Below are 19,443 nucleotides of genomic sequence, written 5' to 3'. Positions count from 1 at the left end.
AATTTATATAAAAATTTAAAAGAAAAATAAAATTTTTTATTAAAATTTATTTAATTGCTTAAATTTAATCCATGCTATAAACTATAATTAAATAATGTAAATTAATATATTTAATTTATATTAATACTAATTTTGGAGGCAAATATGGAAAAAGAAAAACTCAATTCATCTGAGAAAATAATTGAGAGGCAAACTCTTTTATTTTTAATTTTTTTCTTTGGTATTTTTGGATTTATAGCTAATAAGATGGGAACTATAAATATGATAAAAACTATACTAAACACATCTTATGATCTGCTTATGAATGTTTGTTTATATTTAATGGCTATAACCGTAATTACTGGTGGTATAGGACAATTATTTTTGGAATTTGGTGTAATAGATTTTTTGAATAAAATCTTATCCATCTTCATGAAACCTTTATATTCTTTGCCAGGGGCATCTGCTTGGGGAATAATTACTTGTTACATATCTGATAATCCAGCCATGATCTCTTTAGCTAGGAATGAAGAATACAAATCATTTTTTAAAAAATTTCAATTTCCAGCTCTTACAAATCTTGGCACTTCTTTTGGCATGGGTTTAATAGTAACTACTACTATGATGAGTATGCCAGTTAAAGGATCAGTTCCTGCTGCCTTAATAGGAAATCTAGGAGCGATAATAGGAAGTATTGTAAGTGTAAGACTCATGCTTATATTTACTAAGAAATATTATAAGGAGGAGGCTTATGATAGTGCTTCTTCTATAGATATAGATCATTTAAGTAAAAGTAGAGAGAAGGATAGACCTAAAGTTAAAAAAACTGTATTTGAAAGATTTATAAACTCTTTGATAGATGGTGGAAAGTCTGGCGTTGAAATTGGGCTTGCTATAATACCAGGAGTTTTAATAATTTGTACTTTTGTTTTATTATTATCTGACGGAGCGCCAGCAAATGGGGTATATACTGGTAGTCTAGGAGAAGGGGTAGGATTTTTGCCATATCTTGGTAAGAAGATATCTTTTATTGTTAAACCTTTGTTTGGTTTTACATCCCCTAAGGCGATTGCCGTACCGATTACAAGTCTTGGTAGTGCTGGAGCTGCAGTTGCTCTTGTACCAAATTTAGTAAAGGAAGGCCTAGCAGGACCAAATGATATTGCAGTTTTTACTTCAATTTCAATGTGTTGGAGTGGATATTTATCAACTCATATTGCCATGATGTCATCAATTGGAGAAAATGATCTTTCAGGCAAGGCGATTTTCAGTCATACAATTGGAGGTCTTGTTGGAGGTATTGCATCTAATATAATTTATAAATTGATAATGTTACTATAAAGGAGAGATTTGATGAAAATAGAAGTATTTTCTGATGTTGTTTGTATATGGTCTTATGGTGAGGAAAAAGTTTTAAGAGCTATAGATTATATTTATGACGGGAAAGTAAGTTTTGTAAATACAATGGGAGCACTAATAGCAGACTATAGAGATATTCTCCCAATGAATATGAAGGATAAGGACTCAAAGCAAACTGCAAATAATATACTTCTTTCACTTTGGAAGTCAGGATCACTTATTCACAAGATGCCTATTATGAAAAATAGTCCAGATCTTTTATCTAAAGAAAATTCTAGTACCTTTTTTATTAACAGAGGATTCATAACTGGAAGAATTATTGATCCAGAAAAGGCAAATGCTTATCTAAGAGAGCTTAGACTGGCAACAATTTTATATGGAGAAAATACCATGGATCTTGATGTTCTTGTTGATATAGCTAAAAGAGTTGGAATAGATACAGAAGATTTTAAAAATATCTTCCAAGAAGAGTCTTTAGAGGCTCATTTGCAAGATAGGATAAGGTGTTTTGATAGGAGATTTGAACACTATCCAGATTTTATGTATACAGATGAGAATGGAAAAGAGTTTATATTAAAGGGATACAAGTCAAAAGATGAATTAATAAAATTTATAGACCAACACTCCGACCTAGAAAAAAGAGAAATAAGATTAGATAAAGAAAGCCTTTTAGATTTTATAGAAAAATACAAAAAAGTATTTCCAGCAGAGCTTGTGGAAGTTTTTGAAGATGAAGAAAAGATAGAAGAAATCTTAGATGAACTAGAAAAAGAAAATAAAATTTCTATAAGTGAAATAGGAACAGGCAGAGAAATAAAAATAAATAATTAAAAAGAAAACCATTTGGAGAAAAATTCCAAATGGTTTTTGTTTGCAATAAATATATTAATTTCTAGATCTTATAGAAGAATCAATTTGTTCAGCTGCTTTTTTACCAGCTCCCATAGCTAGAATAACAGTGGCAGATCCAGTAACAGCATCTCCACCTGCATAAACATCTTCTCTTGATGTTTGTCCATTGTCGTCAGTTAAAATGCCACCCCAAGAAGTTGTATCAAGTCCTTTTGTTGTTTTAGCTATCAAAGGATTAGGAGAGGTACCAAGAGCCATGATAACAGTTTGGAATTCTTTTATAAACTCAGATCCTTCAATTTTTACTGGTCGTCTTCTTCCAGATTCATCAGCTTCTCCCAATTCATACTTTATACATTCAAGTTTATTGACAGAACCCTTGTCATCAGAAAGAATTTCAACAGGGGAGCAAAGGAATTCGAATTTTATTCCCTCTTCTTTTGCATGTTCAATTTCTTCTCTTCTTGCTGGAAGTTCTGCATCTGTTCTTCTGTATAAAATTGTAACATCAGATCCAAGTCTTTTTGCAACTCTTGCTGAGTCCATAGCAACATTGCCGCCGCCAATTACAGCAACTTTTTTGCCAATTGAAATTGGTGTATCATATCCCTCTATTACAGACCTCATTAGATTAACTCTTGTTAAAAATTCATTGGCAGAAAATACTCCATTTAAATTTTCTCCAGGAATATTCATAAACTTAGGAAGCCCGGCTCCAGATCCTATAAATACAGCTTCAAAACCATCTTTAAACAATTGATCAACTGTTATAGTTTTTCCAACAATAACATCAGTTACAATTTCTACTCCTAAATTTTCCAAGTTTTTGATTTCATTTGTAACTATTTCATCAGGAAGTCTAAATTCAGGAATTCCATATATAAGAACGCCACCCAATACGTGCAAAGCTTCATAGATTGTAACTTCATATCCCATTTTTGCGAGTTCTGATGCACAGGTAAGTCCTGCTGGACCAGCACCAACGACTGCAACTTTATGCCCATTTTTTATAGGTTTAAAGTTGCTTTCTATATTATTTTTCCTTGCATAATCAGCTGCAAATCTTTCTAATTTACCGATTGAGACTGCATCTCCACGTTTTGATAATATACATCTTTCTTCGCATTGAGTTTCTTGTGGACAAACTCTTCCGCAAACGGCAGGAAGGCTCGTATAATTTGATAAGATTTCATAAGCATGACTATAATTTGAATTTGCAATTTCTTTTATAAAACCAGGAATATCTATTGAAACTGGGCAACCGTCAATACACATAGGTTTTTTACAGTTTAGACATCTTTGAGCTTCCTTTTTAGCTTCTTCTTCATTGTAGCCAAGACAAACTTCTTCAAAATTTTCTATTCTATTTTTTGGACTTTGATTTCTTACTTCAATTTTTGTGAACCTATCAGTTTTTACATCCTTGATTTCATTATCATTAATTAAATCTTCTTCAAGTTGAATTTTTTCATCTTGAAGAACTACATCCTTAGGTAGTGACAAAGACTTTGCATCGAACTTTCTGTACTTAACATCCTTATATTGAAGTTGTCTTATTAGGGCAGTTTCAAAATCAACCTTGTGCCCATCAAATTCTGGACCATCAACGCAGGCAAATTTTGTCTCTCCATCAACAGTACACCTACAAGCTCCGCACATTCCAGTTCCATCTACCATGATTGGATTTAAAGAAACTGTAGTTTTTATTCCATATTTTTTTGTAAGTTCACAAACGCTTTTCATCATAAACATAGGACCGATTGCAACTATTTGGTCGTATTTTTTATTTTCATTTTCAACCAATTCACTTAATTTTGTTGTTACAAAGCCCTTAGATCCATAAGATCCATCATCAGTAGTTATGTATAAATTTTCAGCTATTTTTTCTAGCCTATCTTTAAAAATTAAAAAATTTTTATCTTTTGCCCCGATTATTACATCAACTTTTAAGCCATTTTTATGACACCACTTTACTTGTGGATATATTGGTGCTATTCCTGTACCTCCACCAATAAATAAAAGTTTTTGTTTTTTTAATTCTTCTATGTCACTTGAAATTAGGTGGCTAGGATTTCCAAGTGGTCCAGTGAAATCTCTAAAGCTGTCTCCAACTTCTTTTGAACAAATTTTTTTAGTAGAATCGCCAGAAACTTTTACGATTATATCAACAGAACCTTCTTTTCTATCGAAGTCGCAAATAGTTAGAGGGATTCTTTCAGAATATTTATCTACTATTACTATTACAAATTGTCCAGGGTTAGCTGATGCTGCAACTCTAGGAGCGAGCACGCTCATATGAAAAGAACCTGGAGCAATTTCATTTTTTCTTAAAATTTCAAACAAAATATCACCCCTATACAAATTAATAATTATATAACTCTATAGGATTATAATAACAAAAAACAGCTTGATATAAAACTAGATAAAATGATAATAGAATAAATTAATAAAATAAAAAAGCTGATAGATTGATAAAAGTAACTAGCTTGTAGTAAAATAAATGAAATACAGTAACTATAAATTTAATATTTATGGGAGGAAAAGAATGAATTACTTAAGTACAAGAGGCAGTTCAAAATTAAGTTCAAGCTTTGATGCTTTGATGAAGGGACTTAGTGATGATGGTGGCCTTTACATTCCAGAAAAATTAGAAAAAATAAGTTTTATAAAAGATGAAATAGAAAATTTTCAATATACAGATTATGCAAAAAAAATAATATCTAACATATTTGATGATATAGATAAAAAAGACTTATTTGAACAAATAGATTTAGCCTATGAAAGTTTTGAAAAAGATATTCTTCCAATAAAAGATTTAGATGATATTTTTTATATGGAATTATTTCATGGACAAACTTTTGCCTTTAAAGATTTTGCCCTAAGTCTTTTACCAAGACTAATAAGTCTAGCGCTTAAAAATAAAAATATAGACAAGGATATTTTAATATTAACTGCAACATCTGGAGATACTGGATCTGCAGCTCTTTATGGATTTAAAAATGTTGATAGGACAAAAATAATTGTATTTTATCCGAACAAGGGGATAAGTGAAATCCAAAAAAGACAAATGACATCTGTCGATGGCAATAATACTTATGCAGTTGGGATTGAGGGTAATTTTGATGATGCACAATCAAATTTAAAACTTATATTTAATGATAAGGAATTTAAAGAATATCTTGATGAAAAAGGATATATCTTATCCTCAGCAAACTCTATAAATATAGCAAGATTGGTTCCACAAATTGTATATTATTTTTATACTTATAATACTCTTTTAAAAGAAGAAAAAATTAAAGAGAAAGATAAAGTTTCTGTTTGTGTTCCAACTGGAAACTTTGGAAATATCTTGGCTGCTTTTTTAGCACGCAAGATGGGACTTAAGATTAATAATTTAATTTGTGCTTCTAATAAAAACAATGTTTTAACAGATTTTATTAACACTGGTGTCTACAATATTAAAAGAGATTTTTATATAACAAATTCGCCTTCCATGGATATTTTAGTATCTTCAAACCTTGAAAGATTTTTATATTATCAATTAGGCGAAGATCCTGAAATTGTTAAAAAACTTATGGAAGATCTTAAAGAAAAAGGGGAGTATAGGGTTGATAAAGATAAATTAAAGTCAATCTATGCCTATTCTTTTGATGATGAGGATACTCTAAAAGAAATAAAAAGAGTTTATGATAAATATAATTATCTAATAGATACTCACACAGCAGTTGCAAGCCTTGCAGCCAATGAATACTTAAAAGACCACGATGAAAAAGTTATGCTTGCATCAACTGCTTCTGCTTTTAAATTTGCTCATTCTACTAATCAAGCACTTGGCATAGACTACAATGACCAATTAGATGCGATTGATTGCTTAGAAAAGGCTACAAATATTTTAGCTGACAAGAGATTTAAGGAAATTTTAAATAAAAAAGAAAAACAAAATTATAGTGTTGATAAAAGTGAAATTAAGAAGATAATAAAGGAGATTATAAATTGATAGTAAGAGTTCCTGGAACAAGTGCAAATTTAGGCCCAGGTTATGACTGTATGGGCATGGCATTTAAGCTTTATAATGACTTTCATTTTGAAGAAACAGATTTTATGTCTGAAGAAGATAAAGAATCGCTAATGTATAAAACTGTAGAATTTTTTTATAAGGAAAATAATTTAGAAGCACCAAAGCTAAAAATCACAGTCGATGCTAATGTTCCTATGACAAGGGGTCTTGGAAGTTCTGCAACCTGCATTGATGCAGCCTTATTATTTGCAAATGAGTTTTCTAATTTAAACTTAGAAAAGCAAAAATTATTAGAATATGCTACAAGGATTGAAGGCCACCCAGACAATGTTCTTCCGGCCTTTCTTGGTGGGCTAGTTTGTGCATCTTATGATGATGGACTTGTTTATTATAAGGCAGAAGTTTCAGAAAAATTTAAATTCACCTTGCTTGTTGCTGACTTTGCTATGGAAACTAAACTAGCAAGAAGAGCCGTAAAAGATACATTGAGTTTAGACCATGCAATTTCTAATATAGCTAAGTCAAATCTAATCTTTCAAGCTATGAGAATAGGGGATATGGATATGTTAAGAAAGTCTGCCAAAGATTATATTCACGAACCTTATAGAAAAGTTTTGATTGAAGATTATGACATGCTTAAAGAAATTGCAAATAAAAATGAATCAGTTTTATTTATATCAGGAGCTGGATCAAGTCTTCTTGTTATTTCAGATTCTAATAATAAAAATATAGATACAGCCTTTGATAATTTAGAAACTAAGGCTAAGTGGAGGGCGATCAACTTAGAAGTTGATAATGATGGAGCTTACATACTAAGGTAAAGAAAAAAGAAGTTGTTTTTGTGCAACTTCTTTTATTTTTCTGTTTCATTTTTTATATTAATTAAAAATGCCTCCATGGCTCTTGCAAGATTTTGAGTTTTAACATTTGCTACAATTTGGTACATATTGCCAAAGCCCTTGATTGGAACTTTTTTACTAATATCATTGCTTATTTCTTTTAAGTTGATATTTATATTTTGAGATCTTGTAACTATTAATTGAGATTCATCAAAATTTTCTAGACCATATATTTGAATATAATTTTTTTCTTTCATTATTTTATTTGAAATTTCTTTTATTTCTTTTAAAGGCATATCTTTGAAAATTTTGTATATATACCTATTATCTCCAACTAGGGTAGACATATTTTTAAAACTTTCTATAAGTTCTAGATGGGATGCTTGCTCATCTTCATCTTTGTGAATTTCTTTATTCTGATTTTCTTCAAGCTTTTCATCTTGATTTTCTAATTTATTTTCATGATTTAAATTTTCTTTAGATTTTTCAGTTTTTAAAATAGGATTTTCCTTATTTTCTAAAGGGTTTTCATTTAAATTTTTAGAAATTTCATTTTTTTCTATCTTATTTTCTTGTTTTTTAGTTTTTTCATTCGAATCTTCTTCATCTACAGTAGAAACTTTATTGAAATTTGATTTAGATTTAAGATTTTTAACTTGGGAAAATATATCTTCTTCATTTTCTACGAATAAAATATTTTTAAGATTGCTAATGAGTTTAGATTTTTCTCTATAATCATCCAAAGCTCTTTGACCTGCAACTAGGCTCAATTCAATTTTATTTTCTTGATTTTTATCTAGATTTACTATTTTTATAAGACCAAGTTCGCCAGTTCTTTCAAGGCAAGGACCTTGGTAGTCTATTGATCCATAGCCATCAAGTGAAATTTTTCCATCTTCATTTTCTACTTTTAAATTAGCAAAGCATATGTAGCTGGCTAAATTTTCAATATCACTTATATTTTTATAAGAAACATCATTGCTATCTAAGATTATTTTATTTTCTTTAGAAGAAATTTTAAAAGATTCAATTTTTAAATCGCTGATTCTTTTTATGCAAAGTCTTACCAGAGCATTAGCAAGATTTTCTTGCATGATGTCAAGTCTGTGGTCATAATCAATTGTTTCTTCAATATAATCTTCATCAACTCTATAAAAAATCTCTCCATCTCTTATTAGATATTCAACTTGGTCTGAATTTATTTGAAATTTATCAGATTCAAGTTTATCATTGCCTAGAAAAATTATAGTATTTTTAGGACTTTTATAAAGAGATCCTTTTTCCTCTATTGTTTTTTTAATTTCTGTTTTATTTATTTTTTTGTATGGGTAATCTATATATAATTTATTCATTGTTAACTCCTAATCAATTGATAAATATTATTTTATCACAATAAGCCTTCTTGTTAAATATCAAGGCCTTTAATATAATTAATCTGAGGTGGCATATGATTTACTTACTCTTATCATTTTTACTTGGAATTTTTATAGCTAGTATAATAAAAATATCTTCTTACTTATCTTTATTAGCTTTTGGATTCTTTATATTTTTTTATTTTAAAAGCTCGAAAAAATTCAAACTGATAAGTTTAAGTTTGATATTTCTTTTCCTTGGATTTATTTCAACAAATTTTAGAAATAGAAATATTATAAATAGTGAAGAAATTTCTATAAGAGGGCAAGTTGTTGAAAATAGTATCAGCAATGAGAATAAATACATAATAAGAGATAATAAATTTAATTATTATTTGTTATATAGTGATGAGAATTTAAAATTAGGAGATAAATTTTCTTTAAAGGCAAGAGTAAAAAGACCCATGGGGAAGTTCAATGATTTTGACTTTGATTATAAATCTTATTTAAAGTCTAATAAAATCGACTACACATTATATGAAGAAAGTTTATCTATAAAATCAAGATCAAAACTGGGCGAGTTAAAGGAATTATTTAGAGACCGCACTTTAAAAAGTCTTTCTTATTTAAATGATAAAAATAAAAACACCATGGCATCAATTTTATTAGCCAACACTGATTATATGGACCCTAATTTAAAAGATAATTATAGGCAGGCTGGTATTTCTCATATTCTTGCCATGTCTGGTCTACATATTGGAGTGCTTTTTGCTCTGATAAATTTTATATTAAAAAAACTTTCCCTATCTAAAAAACTTAGATTTGGACTAGCAGCTTTTTTGATTTTTTTCTATATATATTTATCATCAATGCCATTTGGAGCCTTAAGAGCCTATATAATGATTCTAATAACTTTTTATTCTTTTATTAGTAAAAGAAAAATAGATAAGTTTGATGCTTTACTAGCGAGTGCTATCCTTATACTTATTTTTAATCCATATGCAATATTATCTGCATCTTTTTTATTGAGTTTTTTCTCAGTGGCAGGAATTCTTTTATTATATAGACCAATTTATTTGGCACTGCCCAGTAAATTATCTAATAAATCCTTGGCCTTATCGATTGCAATCTCAATAATGATAACTCCGATATGTTTATATTTTTTTAGCCAGTATTCAATTTTATCTATTATTTCCAATATTTTTATAGTGCCTTTAATAACTTTATCGATAGTTTTATCAATAGTTATGGTGATATTTAGCCCTTTTGCAATTATAATTTCTGCCAGCGTGGACCTGCTATTAAATATTTCTAATTTTTTAATAGAATTTATAAATAAAATTTCATTTATAAATATTAGTGGGTCTATAAATAGACTTAGCATTCTTGTTATTTACTATTTATTTGTATTTTTCGCATATAATAAAGATTCTTTTCTTAAATATAATAAATTTTTAAAAAGCATTTTTTATGCCTTCGTATTGGTAAGCTTATTTAACTTTACTTACTTAATTTTAGAAAATCAAAATTATTTTAGGATGGATTTTATATATGTAAACCAAGGAGATTCAACCATTATAAGGACGAAAAATAAAACTATTATGGTAGATACTGGGGGATCTTTAAATGAAAATTACAGGCCAGGAAAGATTTACACACTTAATTATTTAAAATCCAGGTCTATTAAAAATATAGACTACCTATTTATTTCTCATTTCGATGAGGACCATGTTGATGGTTTATTTGATATAATTGATCATGTAAATATTGATAAAGTTTTTGTTTCTTATATAGAAGATAATCCCTATTTAAATTTATTAAAGAGCAGGGGAATAGATACTTATTTGCTTAATAAAAATGACATTTTAAAAATTGATAAAAATAATTATATAGAAGTTTTAAGCGATAGAAAAGAAGGCACAGAAGTTACAGATGCTAATGATAAATCTTTGGTATTTATTTTAAATCATAAAAATTTTAAGACTTTATTTACAGGAGATATAAGCTCTAAAGTAGAAGAAAATCTAAAGACAGAAGCAGACCTTTTAAAAGTTGCTCACCACGGTTCTAAAACTTCAACAAATGAAGATTTTATAAAAAGACTTAAGCCAAGATATGCAACAATTAGTGCTGGCTTTGAAAATTCTTATGGGCATCCTCACGAGGAAGTTTTAAAAACTTTAGAAGACAACAATGTAAAATATAAGTCTACAAATAAAAATGGTATGATTAGCCTGCAAATAAGAGACGGAAAAATTTACTTTACTAGCTATGATCAAAAAAATTATAGATTTATTTACTATATGGCAATTTATATAATTTTATTATTAATATTTTTACTTAAGTTTGGTGATTATTTTGAATTACAGACAAATTTACAAGGAAGAGATTAGCGGAGCCTACTTATTTTATGGCTACGAAAAGCTGCTTTTAAGAAATACTAGCGAATATATTATAAAAAAATATTTAAAAAAAGATTTTAGGAACATAAATTTATTGAGCTTAAATGGAGACCAAATTGAGCTCGAAGATTTTATCAACTCTGTTGAAACTTTGCCTGTTTTTGATGATAAAAAAGTTATTATAGTGAAAAATATAAAAAATTTTTCCCTAAAGGTTGATGATTCATTCTATGAAATTTTAGATAAGCTTGCAGATTTTGTTATTGTGATTTTTTTAGATCTTGAAGATGAGTTGGATAAAAAGAGAAAATTTTTTAAATATTTTAAAAAGAAAAATAGAAATATTGAATTTCCAAAATTAAAAGGTCAGGAAGTAATAAGATTTGCCAGCCAATATTTTAAATTAAAAGGTTATGAAATAAATAATTCAGACCTATCTTATTTTATAAATAAGTCTAGTTACAATTCTAGAAACATAGAAGTGAATTTATATGATCTTAAAAATGAGATGGATAAGTTATTTTCTTTGTCTGAAAGCCCCCAAATAAAGAGGGAAGACATAGAGGCATCTATAATTGAAAGTATAGATACTAATGTTTTTAGATTTCTTGATTGTCTGTCAAATAGAAATGTGGGACAGGCTATTTTGGAATATAAAAATTTACATGATTTGAATGAACCTGCGCAAAAAATACTTTTTATGATAAGTAGGCAGGTAAGGAATTTAATTAATTATAAGAGTCTTTTAAAAAGTGGATATAATAATTTTGAAATACAAAAGAGGATGGGGATAAGTCCTTTTGAATTTAATAAGATAAGTTCTTTTTCTAAGAATTTTGAGCTAGATAAACTATACGAATTGCATGCTGAAATTTTAGAAACAGACAGGTCTCTTAAGACAACAAGCCTATCTAAAGATGTATTATTAGAATTATTAATCTATAAATTTGCATAAAAAGAACCTGAGATAGTCTCAGGTTTATTTTATATAATAAATGAAAAGTTATTACATAGTAAATTATTTATTTAATTTTTTAGCTAGACTTGAAATTTTTCTAGAAGCTGACTTCTTAGAAATAACATTTTTATTAGCTGCAACTTTTAATTTTTTATCAACAGTTTTTAATAATTCTCTAGCTTCATCTACATTACCTGCTTCAAGAGTTTTTTCAAAATCTCTCATTGCTGATTTAGCTTGAGTTCTAAATTTTTTATTACGATCTGTATTTCTTTTTGTAACTTCAATTCTTTTAATAGCTGATTTAATATTTGCCATGTAAATCACCTCCACAAATTCTTTTTTTTAGGCTCCTAGTATTTTATCATTTATAAAGAGTCTTTGCAAGAAAAAATTATTTAAAGAAGTCCAATTCAACCTGGTTACTAAAATCTAGTCCTAGACTAGTTAAGGACAAATTATTATTATCCAATTTTATAAGTCCAAGCTTTGTATTTTTGTCAAATTCTTTCTTGTAAGATTTAAAAAAGTCTTCATCAAACTTTTTATTAAATTCATCAATATTTAAACCCTTATTTAACCTAAGTGCCATAATTATATATTCATTTATTCTATCAATCTTATCTAAAATCTCAAAATCTTCTATAGGAAAGCTATGGTCTTTTAAAGAAGAAAAATATTGGTCAAAATTTTCAGTATTTTTAAATCTTATATTTTCTATATTTGAAGCTGCACTCATTCCAAAAGATAAATAATTTTTTAGTCTCCAATATCTTAGATTGTGTTTAGATTCATATCTATCTTTTGCAAAGTTTGAAATTTCATACTGTTTAAAATTTAAATTATCAAGACCTTTTAATAGGTAATGATACATTTTTCTATCTTCTGTATCAGAAGCAAAATTAAAAAGACTTCTGTTTTTATACATATAAGTATTTTCTTCTAATATTAAAGAATAATAAGATATATGTTTTGGATTTAAATCTTCTATATAACGAAGAGACTCTTCAATATCTTTTAAATTTTGATCAGGTAGACCAAGCATAAGGTCTAGAGAAAAATTTTTAATATTTTTTTCTTTTAAAAGCTCTATAGAAGAAATAATTTGTTTTTTATTATGAATCCTTCCAATTTTTTTAAGAAGACTATCATTAAAAGATTGGGCTCCTATTGAAAACCTATTTATCCCGGAGCTCAAATAATCATCTAATTTTTTTGAATCAAGAGAATTCGGATTAGCTTCAATAGTAAACTCTAAATCTTTTTTTAAATAACTATATTTATTTAACCTATCTACTATATTTAAAATATTTTTAGAATCTACGCAAGATGGTGTTCCTCCACCAATAAAGACACTTACAATTTCCTTATCTTTTAAAAATTCTTTATATAAATCAATTTCTCTTAATAGATATTTAAAATATTCTTCTTCCTTTTCTTTATTTAAAATAGAAGAGCAAAAATCACAATAAAAACATCTTTTAATACAAAAGGGAATGTGTATATAAATAGATAAATCTTTATCAGGAGAAGATATTTTATCTAAAATATTAATTTTCTTCATCGAATTTTAGTACAGTCAAGAAGGCTTCTTGTGGAACTTCAACATCTCCAACCATTCTCATACGTTTTTTACCTTCTTTTTGTTTTTCAAGTAATTTTCTCTTTCTTGAAATATCTCCACCATAACATTTTGCCAATACGTCTTTTCTAAGAGCTCTGACAGTTTCTCTTGCAATAATTTTATTTTGTATAGCTGCTTGAATTGGCACAGCAAATTGATGTCTTGGTATTACATCTTTTAATTTTTCGCAAATTTTTCTTCCTTTAGTATAGGCAGTAGATTCGTGAACTATTATAGAAAAAGCATCAACTAGATTTTCATTTATTAAGATATCTAGTTTAACAAGTTTAGACTCTTCATATCCTATAAAATCATAATCATAAGAAGCATAGCCTCTTGTTTTAGATTTAAGGGCATCAAAAAAGTCATAAATAACTTCATTTAAAGGAAGATCATAGATTATATTTGCTCTAGTTTCTTCAAGGTAAACCATATCTATAAATTTACCCCTTCTATTTTGGCAAAGTTCCATTACAGCACCAACATAGTCTGTTGGTGTCATAATTTCTGCCCTGACTATTGGTTCTTCCATCTTTGCAATTTCTGTAGTTTCAGGTAAATTTGATGGGTTTTGTATCTCAATAACTTCTCCATCGTTCTTTGTAACTCTGTAAATAACAGATGGAGCAGTTGTAACCATGTTTAAATTAAATTCTCTTTCAAGTCTTTCTTGGATGATTTCCATATGAAGCAGTCCTAAAAATCCGCATCTAAAACCAAAACCAAGAGCTGCTGAAGTTTCAGCTTCAAATTCTAAAGCAGCATCATTTACTTGTAATTTTTCAAGAGCTTCTCTAATATTTGTATATTCTTCGCCTTCGCCTGGATAAATTCCGCAATAAACCATTGGAACAACTTTTTTATAACCAGGATATGGTTTAACATCCTTGCTATTTGCAAGTGTGATAGTATCACCAACTCTTGCATCTTTAACATTTTTGATACTAGCTGCTATGTATCCAACATCTCCGGCTCTTAATGAATCAACAGGTAAGTGACCAGAAGTTGTTACTCCAACCTCAACTACTTCAAATACTTTATTATTAGAAAACATTTTTATCATATCGCCAGCTTTAACAGATCCATCACCGATTCTTACATAGCAAATTACACCCTTATAAGAATCATAGTAGGAGTCAAAAATTAAAGCTTTAAGAGGAGCACTCTCATCTCCAGAAGGTGCTGGTATATCAGTAATTATTTTTTCTAAAACTTTTTCTATCCCTATACCACTCTTAGCTGAAATAAGAGGAGCATCTTGGCAATCAATTCCAATAATATCTTCAATTTCTTTTTTTACTTCGTCTGGTCTTGCACTAGGAAGATCAATTTTATTCAAAATAGGAACAAGTTCCAAATCTTGATCAACTGCTAAGTAAACATTGGCAAGAGTTTGTGCTTCGACACCTTGAGATGAATCGACAACAACCAAGGCTCCTTCGCAAGCTGCCAAAGATCTTGATACCTCATAGTTAAAGTCAACATGACCAGGAGTATCTATTAAATTAAAAGTATATTTATGACCATCTTTAGCTTTATAAATAAGTCTTACAGACTTTAGTTTTATAGTTATACCTCTTTCTCTTTCAAGATCCATAGAGTCAAGAACTTGTTGATCCATTTCTCTTTTTGTAAGTAGTCCAGTATCTTCTATTAATCTATCGGCTAAAGTAGATTTACCATGATCTATGTGAGCAATTATTGAAAAATTTCTAATATATTTTTGTCTATTATTCATTTATACCTCCTACTGTTCCAAATTTTGAGAAAGGCCAAAATCTTAATTTAACAATTCCATCTATGCTATCTTTTTTTATTGGACCAAAGGCCCTAGAATCAGATGATTTATTTGGATGACGATTATCTCCTAAAACAAAAAATTCATCGTCTCCTAATTGCCACGAATCTTCAAAATAAATTCCAGTTTTTACATCTTTATCAATATAATTTTCTTCTAAAATTTCACCATTTCTAATAACATTCCCATCCATGACTTCAATTTTATCTCCAGGTTTTCCAACAATTCTTTTAATATATTCTTTCCCTTCCTCAATAGGGGAATTAATGATTACAACATCTGCATATTCTGGATCTTTATAATATAAAGGAAAAATTAAAGCTATCACTCTGTCATTTTCAGTAAAAGTAGGCTCCATTGATACTCCGTTAATTATATTTGCAGAAAAAACAAAACGTCTAATTAATAAACCTAGAACTAAGGCAATTATAAAAGTAAATATATAACCACTTAAACTTTCTTTATTGTTACTCATTTTTTATTCTCCTAATTAATATTAAAATTTAAAAATTTAAAATATAAAAAATTAAAATACGATTAAATGCGATTAATTCAAGCTATATTTTAACATAGTTTAATAATAAATAAAATAAAGTGAAAATATATAATTATTTTTTAAAAATCATTGACAATCTTTGACCAAGCATGTAGTATATATACATAAGCATTAGCACTCAAATAAAACGAGTGCTAATAAAGGGTGATAATTTGGATAAGAGAAAAATAGAAATATTAAATGCCATTATTAATTCCTATATCTACTCTTCTACTCCTGTTGGTTCTAGAAAGTTATCAAAGGAATATGATCTTGGAGTTAGCTCAGCCACTATTAGAAATGAAATGGCTGATCTAGAAGATTTAGGATATCTAAATAAACCTCATACATCAGCTGGTAGGATACCATCTGATAAAGCTTATAGATTTTTTGTGGATCAGTTAATAAAAGAAGAAGGATTGTTTGAATATGCTAGAGATGATTATGAACAAATTTCTAAAAGCTTATCAAATGATATCTTTAATATAAGCGATATATATAAAAATGCTGTTAAACTTTTAGCTGATTACACAAATTGCACATCATTTTTGATGGCTGTTAATGAGTCTGACACTAAGATCAAACTTATTGAGCTTATTAGTATAGATGTCAATACGGTATTGCTGATTATTGTAGGCAATAAAGGAGTTGTTGATCATCAACTAATAGAAGTCAAAGAGAGCATAAGTGATGTAGAGTTAAAAAATTTATCTACTGAACTAAATAAAAATTTAAGTGGAGTTGATTTTGGTAAAGTAGGCAAAATAAAAATTATATTAAAAGGCTCACTAGTTGAGTATAGCGATCTAATATTGAATATAATAGATAGAATTTCAAAATTTCATGAAAAAATATCATCTATTAATTTTTATTATGATGGAATAACAAATATACTCAATTTCAAAGAATACTTTGATACAGAAAGAGCTAAAGAATTTATGAATTTTATTAATGATAAGAAAGATTTAATAAACATAATTAAAGAATCAGAAGATGAAAGTAATTTTAGTGTAATTATTGGAAGTGATGAGTCAAGTGGTCTTCTAAAAGGAAATGCGATTATTAAATCAAACTTTGCTAGTTTTAGCAATCATAGAGGTGTTATTGGGATAATCGGTCCTAGAAGAATGGACTACAAAAATCATGTTAAAAATGTTTGGGCAGTTAGCAATAACTTAGTTAAAACAATAGATAGTATAGTGAGGTGATTAGGTGGCAAATTTAGAAAATAAAGATGAAAATCTTATTGAGGAAGAAAAGTTAGGCCAGGTCAATGAAGATTTAGAAAAAGATTCTTCGGATGAAAAAGTTGAAGTTGAAACTGAAATTGAAGAAGATGAGCAAGATTCTGATAAAGAAAATGAAAAGTATGCTGCCTTAGAAGATAATTTTGTGAGACTACAAGCTGATTTTGTTAATTACAAGAGAAGGACAGAACAGGAAAGAAAAGACTACATTGAGCTTGGAAGTAAAAAAGTACTCAATGAATTATTAACAGTAATTGATAATTTTGAAAGAGCAATAGAGGCTCATACAAATGAAGAAAGTTTTAAAGAAGGTGTTGAATTAATCTACAAACAACTTTTAGAACTTTTAAACAAAAATGATGTTACTGAAATGAAATGCTTAAATGAAAAATTCGACCCAGAATTCCACCATGCAGTATTAGTTGAAGAAAAGCAAGGTGTTGAAGAGGGCATTATAATAGATGTTTTACAAAAAGGATATTTAATAGGAGAAAAAGTATTGAGACCTGCAATGGTCAAGGTATCTCAATAATTAATAAGGAGGATATATATTATGGGTAAAATTATAGGTATTGATTTAGGAACTACAAACTCCGCAGTTGCAGTAATGGAAGGTGGAGATTCAATAATAATTCCAAATATTGAAGGTAGTAGAACAACTCCTTCAGTAGTAGCTTTTACAAAAGACGGAGAAAGACTTGTTGGAGAAACAGCAAAAAGACAAGCAATAACAAATCCTGATAGAACAATTCAATCCATTAAAAGAGAAATGGGTTCAGATCATAAAATAAATATAGATGGAAAAACTTATACACCACAAGAAATATCAGCAATGATTCTTCAAAAGTTAAAATCAGATGCTGAATCTTATCTAGGTGAAAAAATTACAGAAGCAGTTATAACAGTTCCTGCTTATTTTACAGATGCTCAAAGACAAGCAACAAAAGACGCTGGAAGAATTGCTGGACTTGAAGTTAAGAGAATAGTAAACGAACCAACAGCTGCAGCACTAGCATATGGAGAAGATAAAGAAACTAATGATGAAAAAATCATGGTTTACGACCTAGGTGGAGGTACATTCGACGTTTCTATCCTTGAAATGAGTGATGGAGTATTTGAAGTACACTCAACAAGAGGTAACAACAAGCTAGGTGGAGATGACTTTGATAATAAAGTTATTGATTATTTAGCTGAAGAATTTAAAAAAGAAAATAGTGTTGATTTAAAAGCTGATAAGATGAGTCTTCAAAGACTTAAAGAAGCAGCTGAAAAAGCTAAAAAAGAATTATCTTCAACAATGTCAACAAATATCAACTTACCATTCATTACAGCAACAGCAGAAGGTCCACTTCACTTAAATATGGACTTAACTAGAGCAAAATTTGATGAATTAACAAAAGATCTTGTAAAAATGACAGAACAACCGGTTAAAGATGCTCTTAAAGATGCTGGACTAAGCAGTAGTGATATTGATAAAGTTTTACTAGTTGGTGGATCTACAAGAATTCCAGCAGTACAAGAATGTATTAAAAAATTAATAGGAAAAGATCCTCAAAAAGATATTAACCCAGATGAATGTGTGGCACTTGGTGCAGCAATTCAAGGTGGAGTATTGTCTGGAGATGTTAAAGACTTATTATTACTAGATGTAACACCACTTTCATTAGGAATTGAGACAATGGGTGGAGTAACAACTAGATTAATTGAAAGAAATACAACAATCCCAACAAAGAAATCACAAATCTTCACAACTGCTACAGATAATCAAACTTCAGTAGATATTCACGTACTTCAAGGTGAAAGACAAATGGCTTCTGACAATGTTACTTTAGGTAGATTCCAACTTGAAGGTATAGCACCAGCAAGAAGAGGAGTTCCTCAAATCGAAGTAACATTTGATATAGATGCTAACGGTATAGTAAATGTATCAGCTAAAGACCTTGGAACAGGAAAAGAACAAAAAATTACAATAACATCATCAACTAATTTAAGTGATGAAGAAATTGATCAAAAAGTAAAAGAAGCTGAAATGTATGCTCAAGAAGATAGCAAAAAGAAAGAATTAATAGAAGCTAGAAATAATGCTGACTCTATGATATATCAATCAGAATCTACCTTAGAAGAAGTTGAAGGCAAGATTAAAGATGAAGATAAAGAAAAAATAGAAAAAGCTATTGAAGAATTAAAATCTGTTAAAGATTCTGATAATTTAGATGAAATTAAAGAAAAAACAGAAAACTTAACTCAAGCTTTCTATGCAATATCTGAAGAGCTTTATAAAAATGCTAATCCAGATGGAGAACAAGCTAACCCTGGATCTACAAGCGAAGAAGCACACGACAAAGATGATGTAGTTGATGCTGATTATGAAGTTGTAGACGATGATGAAGAATAAGAATCATCTTAATAAAGCTAAATCTTTTTAGATTTAGCTTTATTTTTTTTGATAAAAGATATAAAATATTAATCTAATGGGGTGA

15 protein-coding genes are annotated in these 19,443 nt (G+C 28.6%); 9 read left to right on the top strand and 6 right to left on the bottom strand.

Annotated features, from left to right (window positions below; genetic code table 11):
* Nucleotides 1-144: 144 nt before the first annotated feature.
* Both HGPB_RS04910 and HGPB_RS04905 read left to right on the top strand, forming a co-directional pair.
* Nucleotides 145-1,320: a CD0519/CD1768 family membrane protein gene (locus HGPB_RS04910; protein WP_019132588.1), complete on the top strand. Its 1,176-nt coding sequence runs from the start codon at nt 145-147 to the stop codon at nt 1,318-1,320.
* A gap of 12 nt (nt 1,321-1,332) precedes the next feature.
* Nucleotides 1,333-2,169: a DsbA family protein gene (locus tag HGPB_RS04905; RefSeq protein WP_019132587.1), complete on the top strand. Its 837-nt coding sequence runs from the start codon at nt 1,333-1,335 to the stop codon at nt 2,167-2,169.
* 54 nt (nt 2,170-2,223) lie between these two features.
* Here HGPB_RS04905 and gltA read toward each other — a convergent pair whose 3' ends face one another.
* The gene (gene gltA, locus HGPB_RS04900; RefSeq protein WP_019132586.1) at nt 2,224-4,533 is read right to left on the bottom strand and encodes an NADPH-dependent glutamate synthase; all 2,310 of its coding nucleotides are present in this window, start codon (nt 4,531-4,533) and stop codon (nt 2,224-2,226) included.
* Between the two features lie 202 nt (nt 4,534-4,735).
* Between gltA and thrC the strand changes: the two genes are divergently transcribed.
* Together thrC and thrB are read left to right on the top strand one after the other, a co-directional pair.
* Nucleotides 4,736-6,187 (top strand): threonine synthase, encoded by a 1,452-nt coding sequence (gene thrC, locus HGPB_RS04895; RefSeq protein ID WP_019132585.1) that lies wholly within the window; start codon nt 4,736-4,738, stop codon nt 6,185-6,187.
* On the top strand, nt 6,184-7,029 hold the full coding sequence (gene thrB / locus HGPB_RS04890) for a homoserine kinase (RefSeq protein ID WP_019132584.1): 846 nt from the start codon (nt 6,184-6,186) through the stop codon (nt 7,027-7,029). The genes thrC and thrB overlap by 4 nt, the downstream gene beginning before the upstream one ends.
* Nucleotides 7,030-7,061: 32 nt before the next feature.
* On the opposite strand, the gene HGPB_RS04885 is transcribed toward thrB, so the two are convergent.
* Nucleotides 7,062-8,399 carry a hypothetical protein gene (locus HGPB_RS04885; protein ID WP_019132583.1) on the bottom strand — a complete coding sequence of 446 codons (1,338 nt, stop codon included), beginning with the start codon at nt 8,397-8,399 and terminating at the stop codon, nt 7,062-7,064.
* 95 nt (nt 8,400-8,494) lie between these two features.
* Here HGPB_RS04885 and HGPB_RS04880 point away from each other — a divergent pair, with 95 nt between their 5' ends.
* Both HGPB_RS04880 and holA read left to right on the top strand, forming a co-directional pair.
* Entirely contained in the window at nt 8,495-10,792 is a 2,298-nt protein-coding gene (locus tag HGPB_RS04880; protein WP_019132582.1) for a DNA internalization-related competence protein ComEC/Rec2, read from the top strand.
* Nucleotides 10,758-11,756 carry a DNA polymerase III subunit delta gene (gene holA / locus HGPB_RS04875; RefSeq protein ID WP_019132581.1) on the top strand — a complete coding sequence of 333 codons (999 nt, stop codon included), beginning with the start codon at nt 10,758-10,760 and terminating at the stop codon, nt 11,754-11,756. The genes HGPB_RS04880 and holA overlap by 35 nt, the downstream gene beginning before the upstream one ends.
* A 63-nt stretch (nt 11,757-11,819) precedes the next feature.
* Here holA and rpsT read toward each other — a convergent pair whose 3' ends face one another.
* From rpsT to lepB, 4 genes are all read right to left on the bottom strand, one after another.
* Entirely contained in the window at nt 11,820-12,077 is a 258-nt protein-coding gene (rpsT, locus tag HGPB_RS04870) for a 30S ribosomal protein S20 (RefSeq protein WP_019132580.1), read from the bottom strand.
* A gap of 76 nt (nt 12,078-12,153) precedes the next feature.
* Complete coding sequence (hemW, locus tag HGPB_RS04865; protein ID WP_019132579.1) at nt 12,154-13,323, bottom strand: radical SAM family heme chaperone HemW; 1,170 nt, start codon at nt 13,321-13,323, stop codon at nt 12,154-12,156.
* Complete coding sequence (gene lepA / locus HGPB_RS04860) at nt 13,310-15,121, bottom strand: translation elongation factor 4 (RefSeq protein ID WP_019132578.1); 1,812 nt, start codon at nt 15,119-15,121, stop codon at nt 13,310-13,312. The genes hemW and lepA overlap by 14 nt, the downstream gene beginning before the upstream one ends.
* A complete protein-coding gene (gene lepB, locus HGPB_RS04855; protein ID WP_019132577.1) occupies nt 15,114-15,656 on the bottom strand; it encodes a signal peptidase I in 543 nt (180 codons plus the stop codon). Before lepB ends, lepA begins: the two co-directional genes overlap by 8 nt.
* A 233-nt stretch (nt 15,657-15,889) precedes the next feature.
* On the opposite strand from lepB, the gene hrcA reads away from it, so the two are divergent.
* From hrcA to dnaK, 3 genes are read left to right on the top strand one after another with little or no spacing between them, the layout of a single operon-like run.
* Entirely contained in the window at nt 15,890-16,924 is a 1,035-nt protein-coding gene (gene hrcA / locus HGPB_RS04850; RefSeq protein WP_019132576.1) for a heat-inducible transcriptional repressor HrcA, read from the top strand.
* Nucleotides 16,925-16,928: 4 nt separating this feature from the next.
* Nucleotides 16,929-17,495 carry a nucleotide exchange factor GrpE gene (grpE, locus tag HGPB_RS04845; protein ID WP_019132575.1) on the top strand — a complete coding sequence of 189 codons (567 nt, stop codon included), beginning with the start codon at nt 16,929-16,931 and terminating at the stop codon, nt 17,493-17,495.
* Nucleotides 17,496-17,516: 21 nt separating this feature from the next.
* Entirely contained in the window at nt 17,517-19,358 is a 1,842-nt protein-coding gene (gene dnaK / locus HGPB_RS04840) for a molecular chaperone DnaK (protein WP_019132574.1), read from the top strand.
* Nucleotides 19,359-19,443 lie beyond the last annotated feature (85 nt).

The organism is Peptoniphilus obesi ph1, from assembly GCF_000311865.1.
In the GTDB taxonomy this organism is placed as follows: Bacteria; Bacillota; Clostridia; order Tissierellales; family Peptoniphilaceae; genus Peptoniphilus_E; species Peptoniphilus_E obesi.
This window is presented reverse-complemented; position numbering and strand designations above follow the sequence as displayed.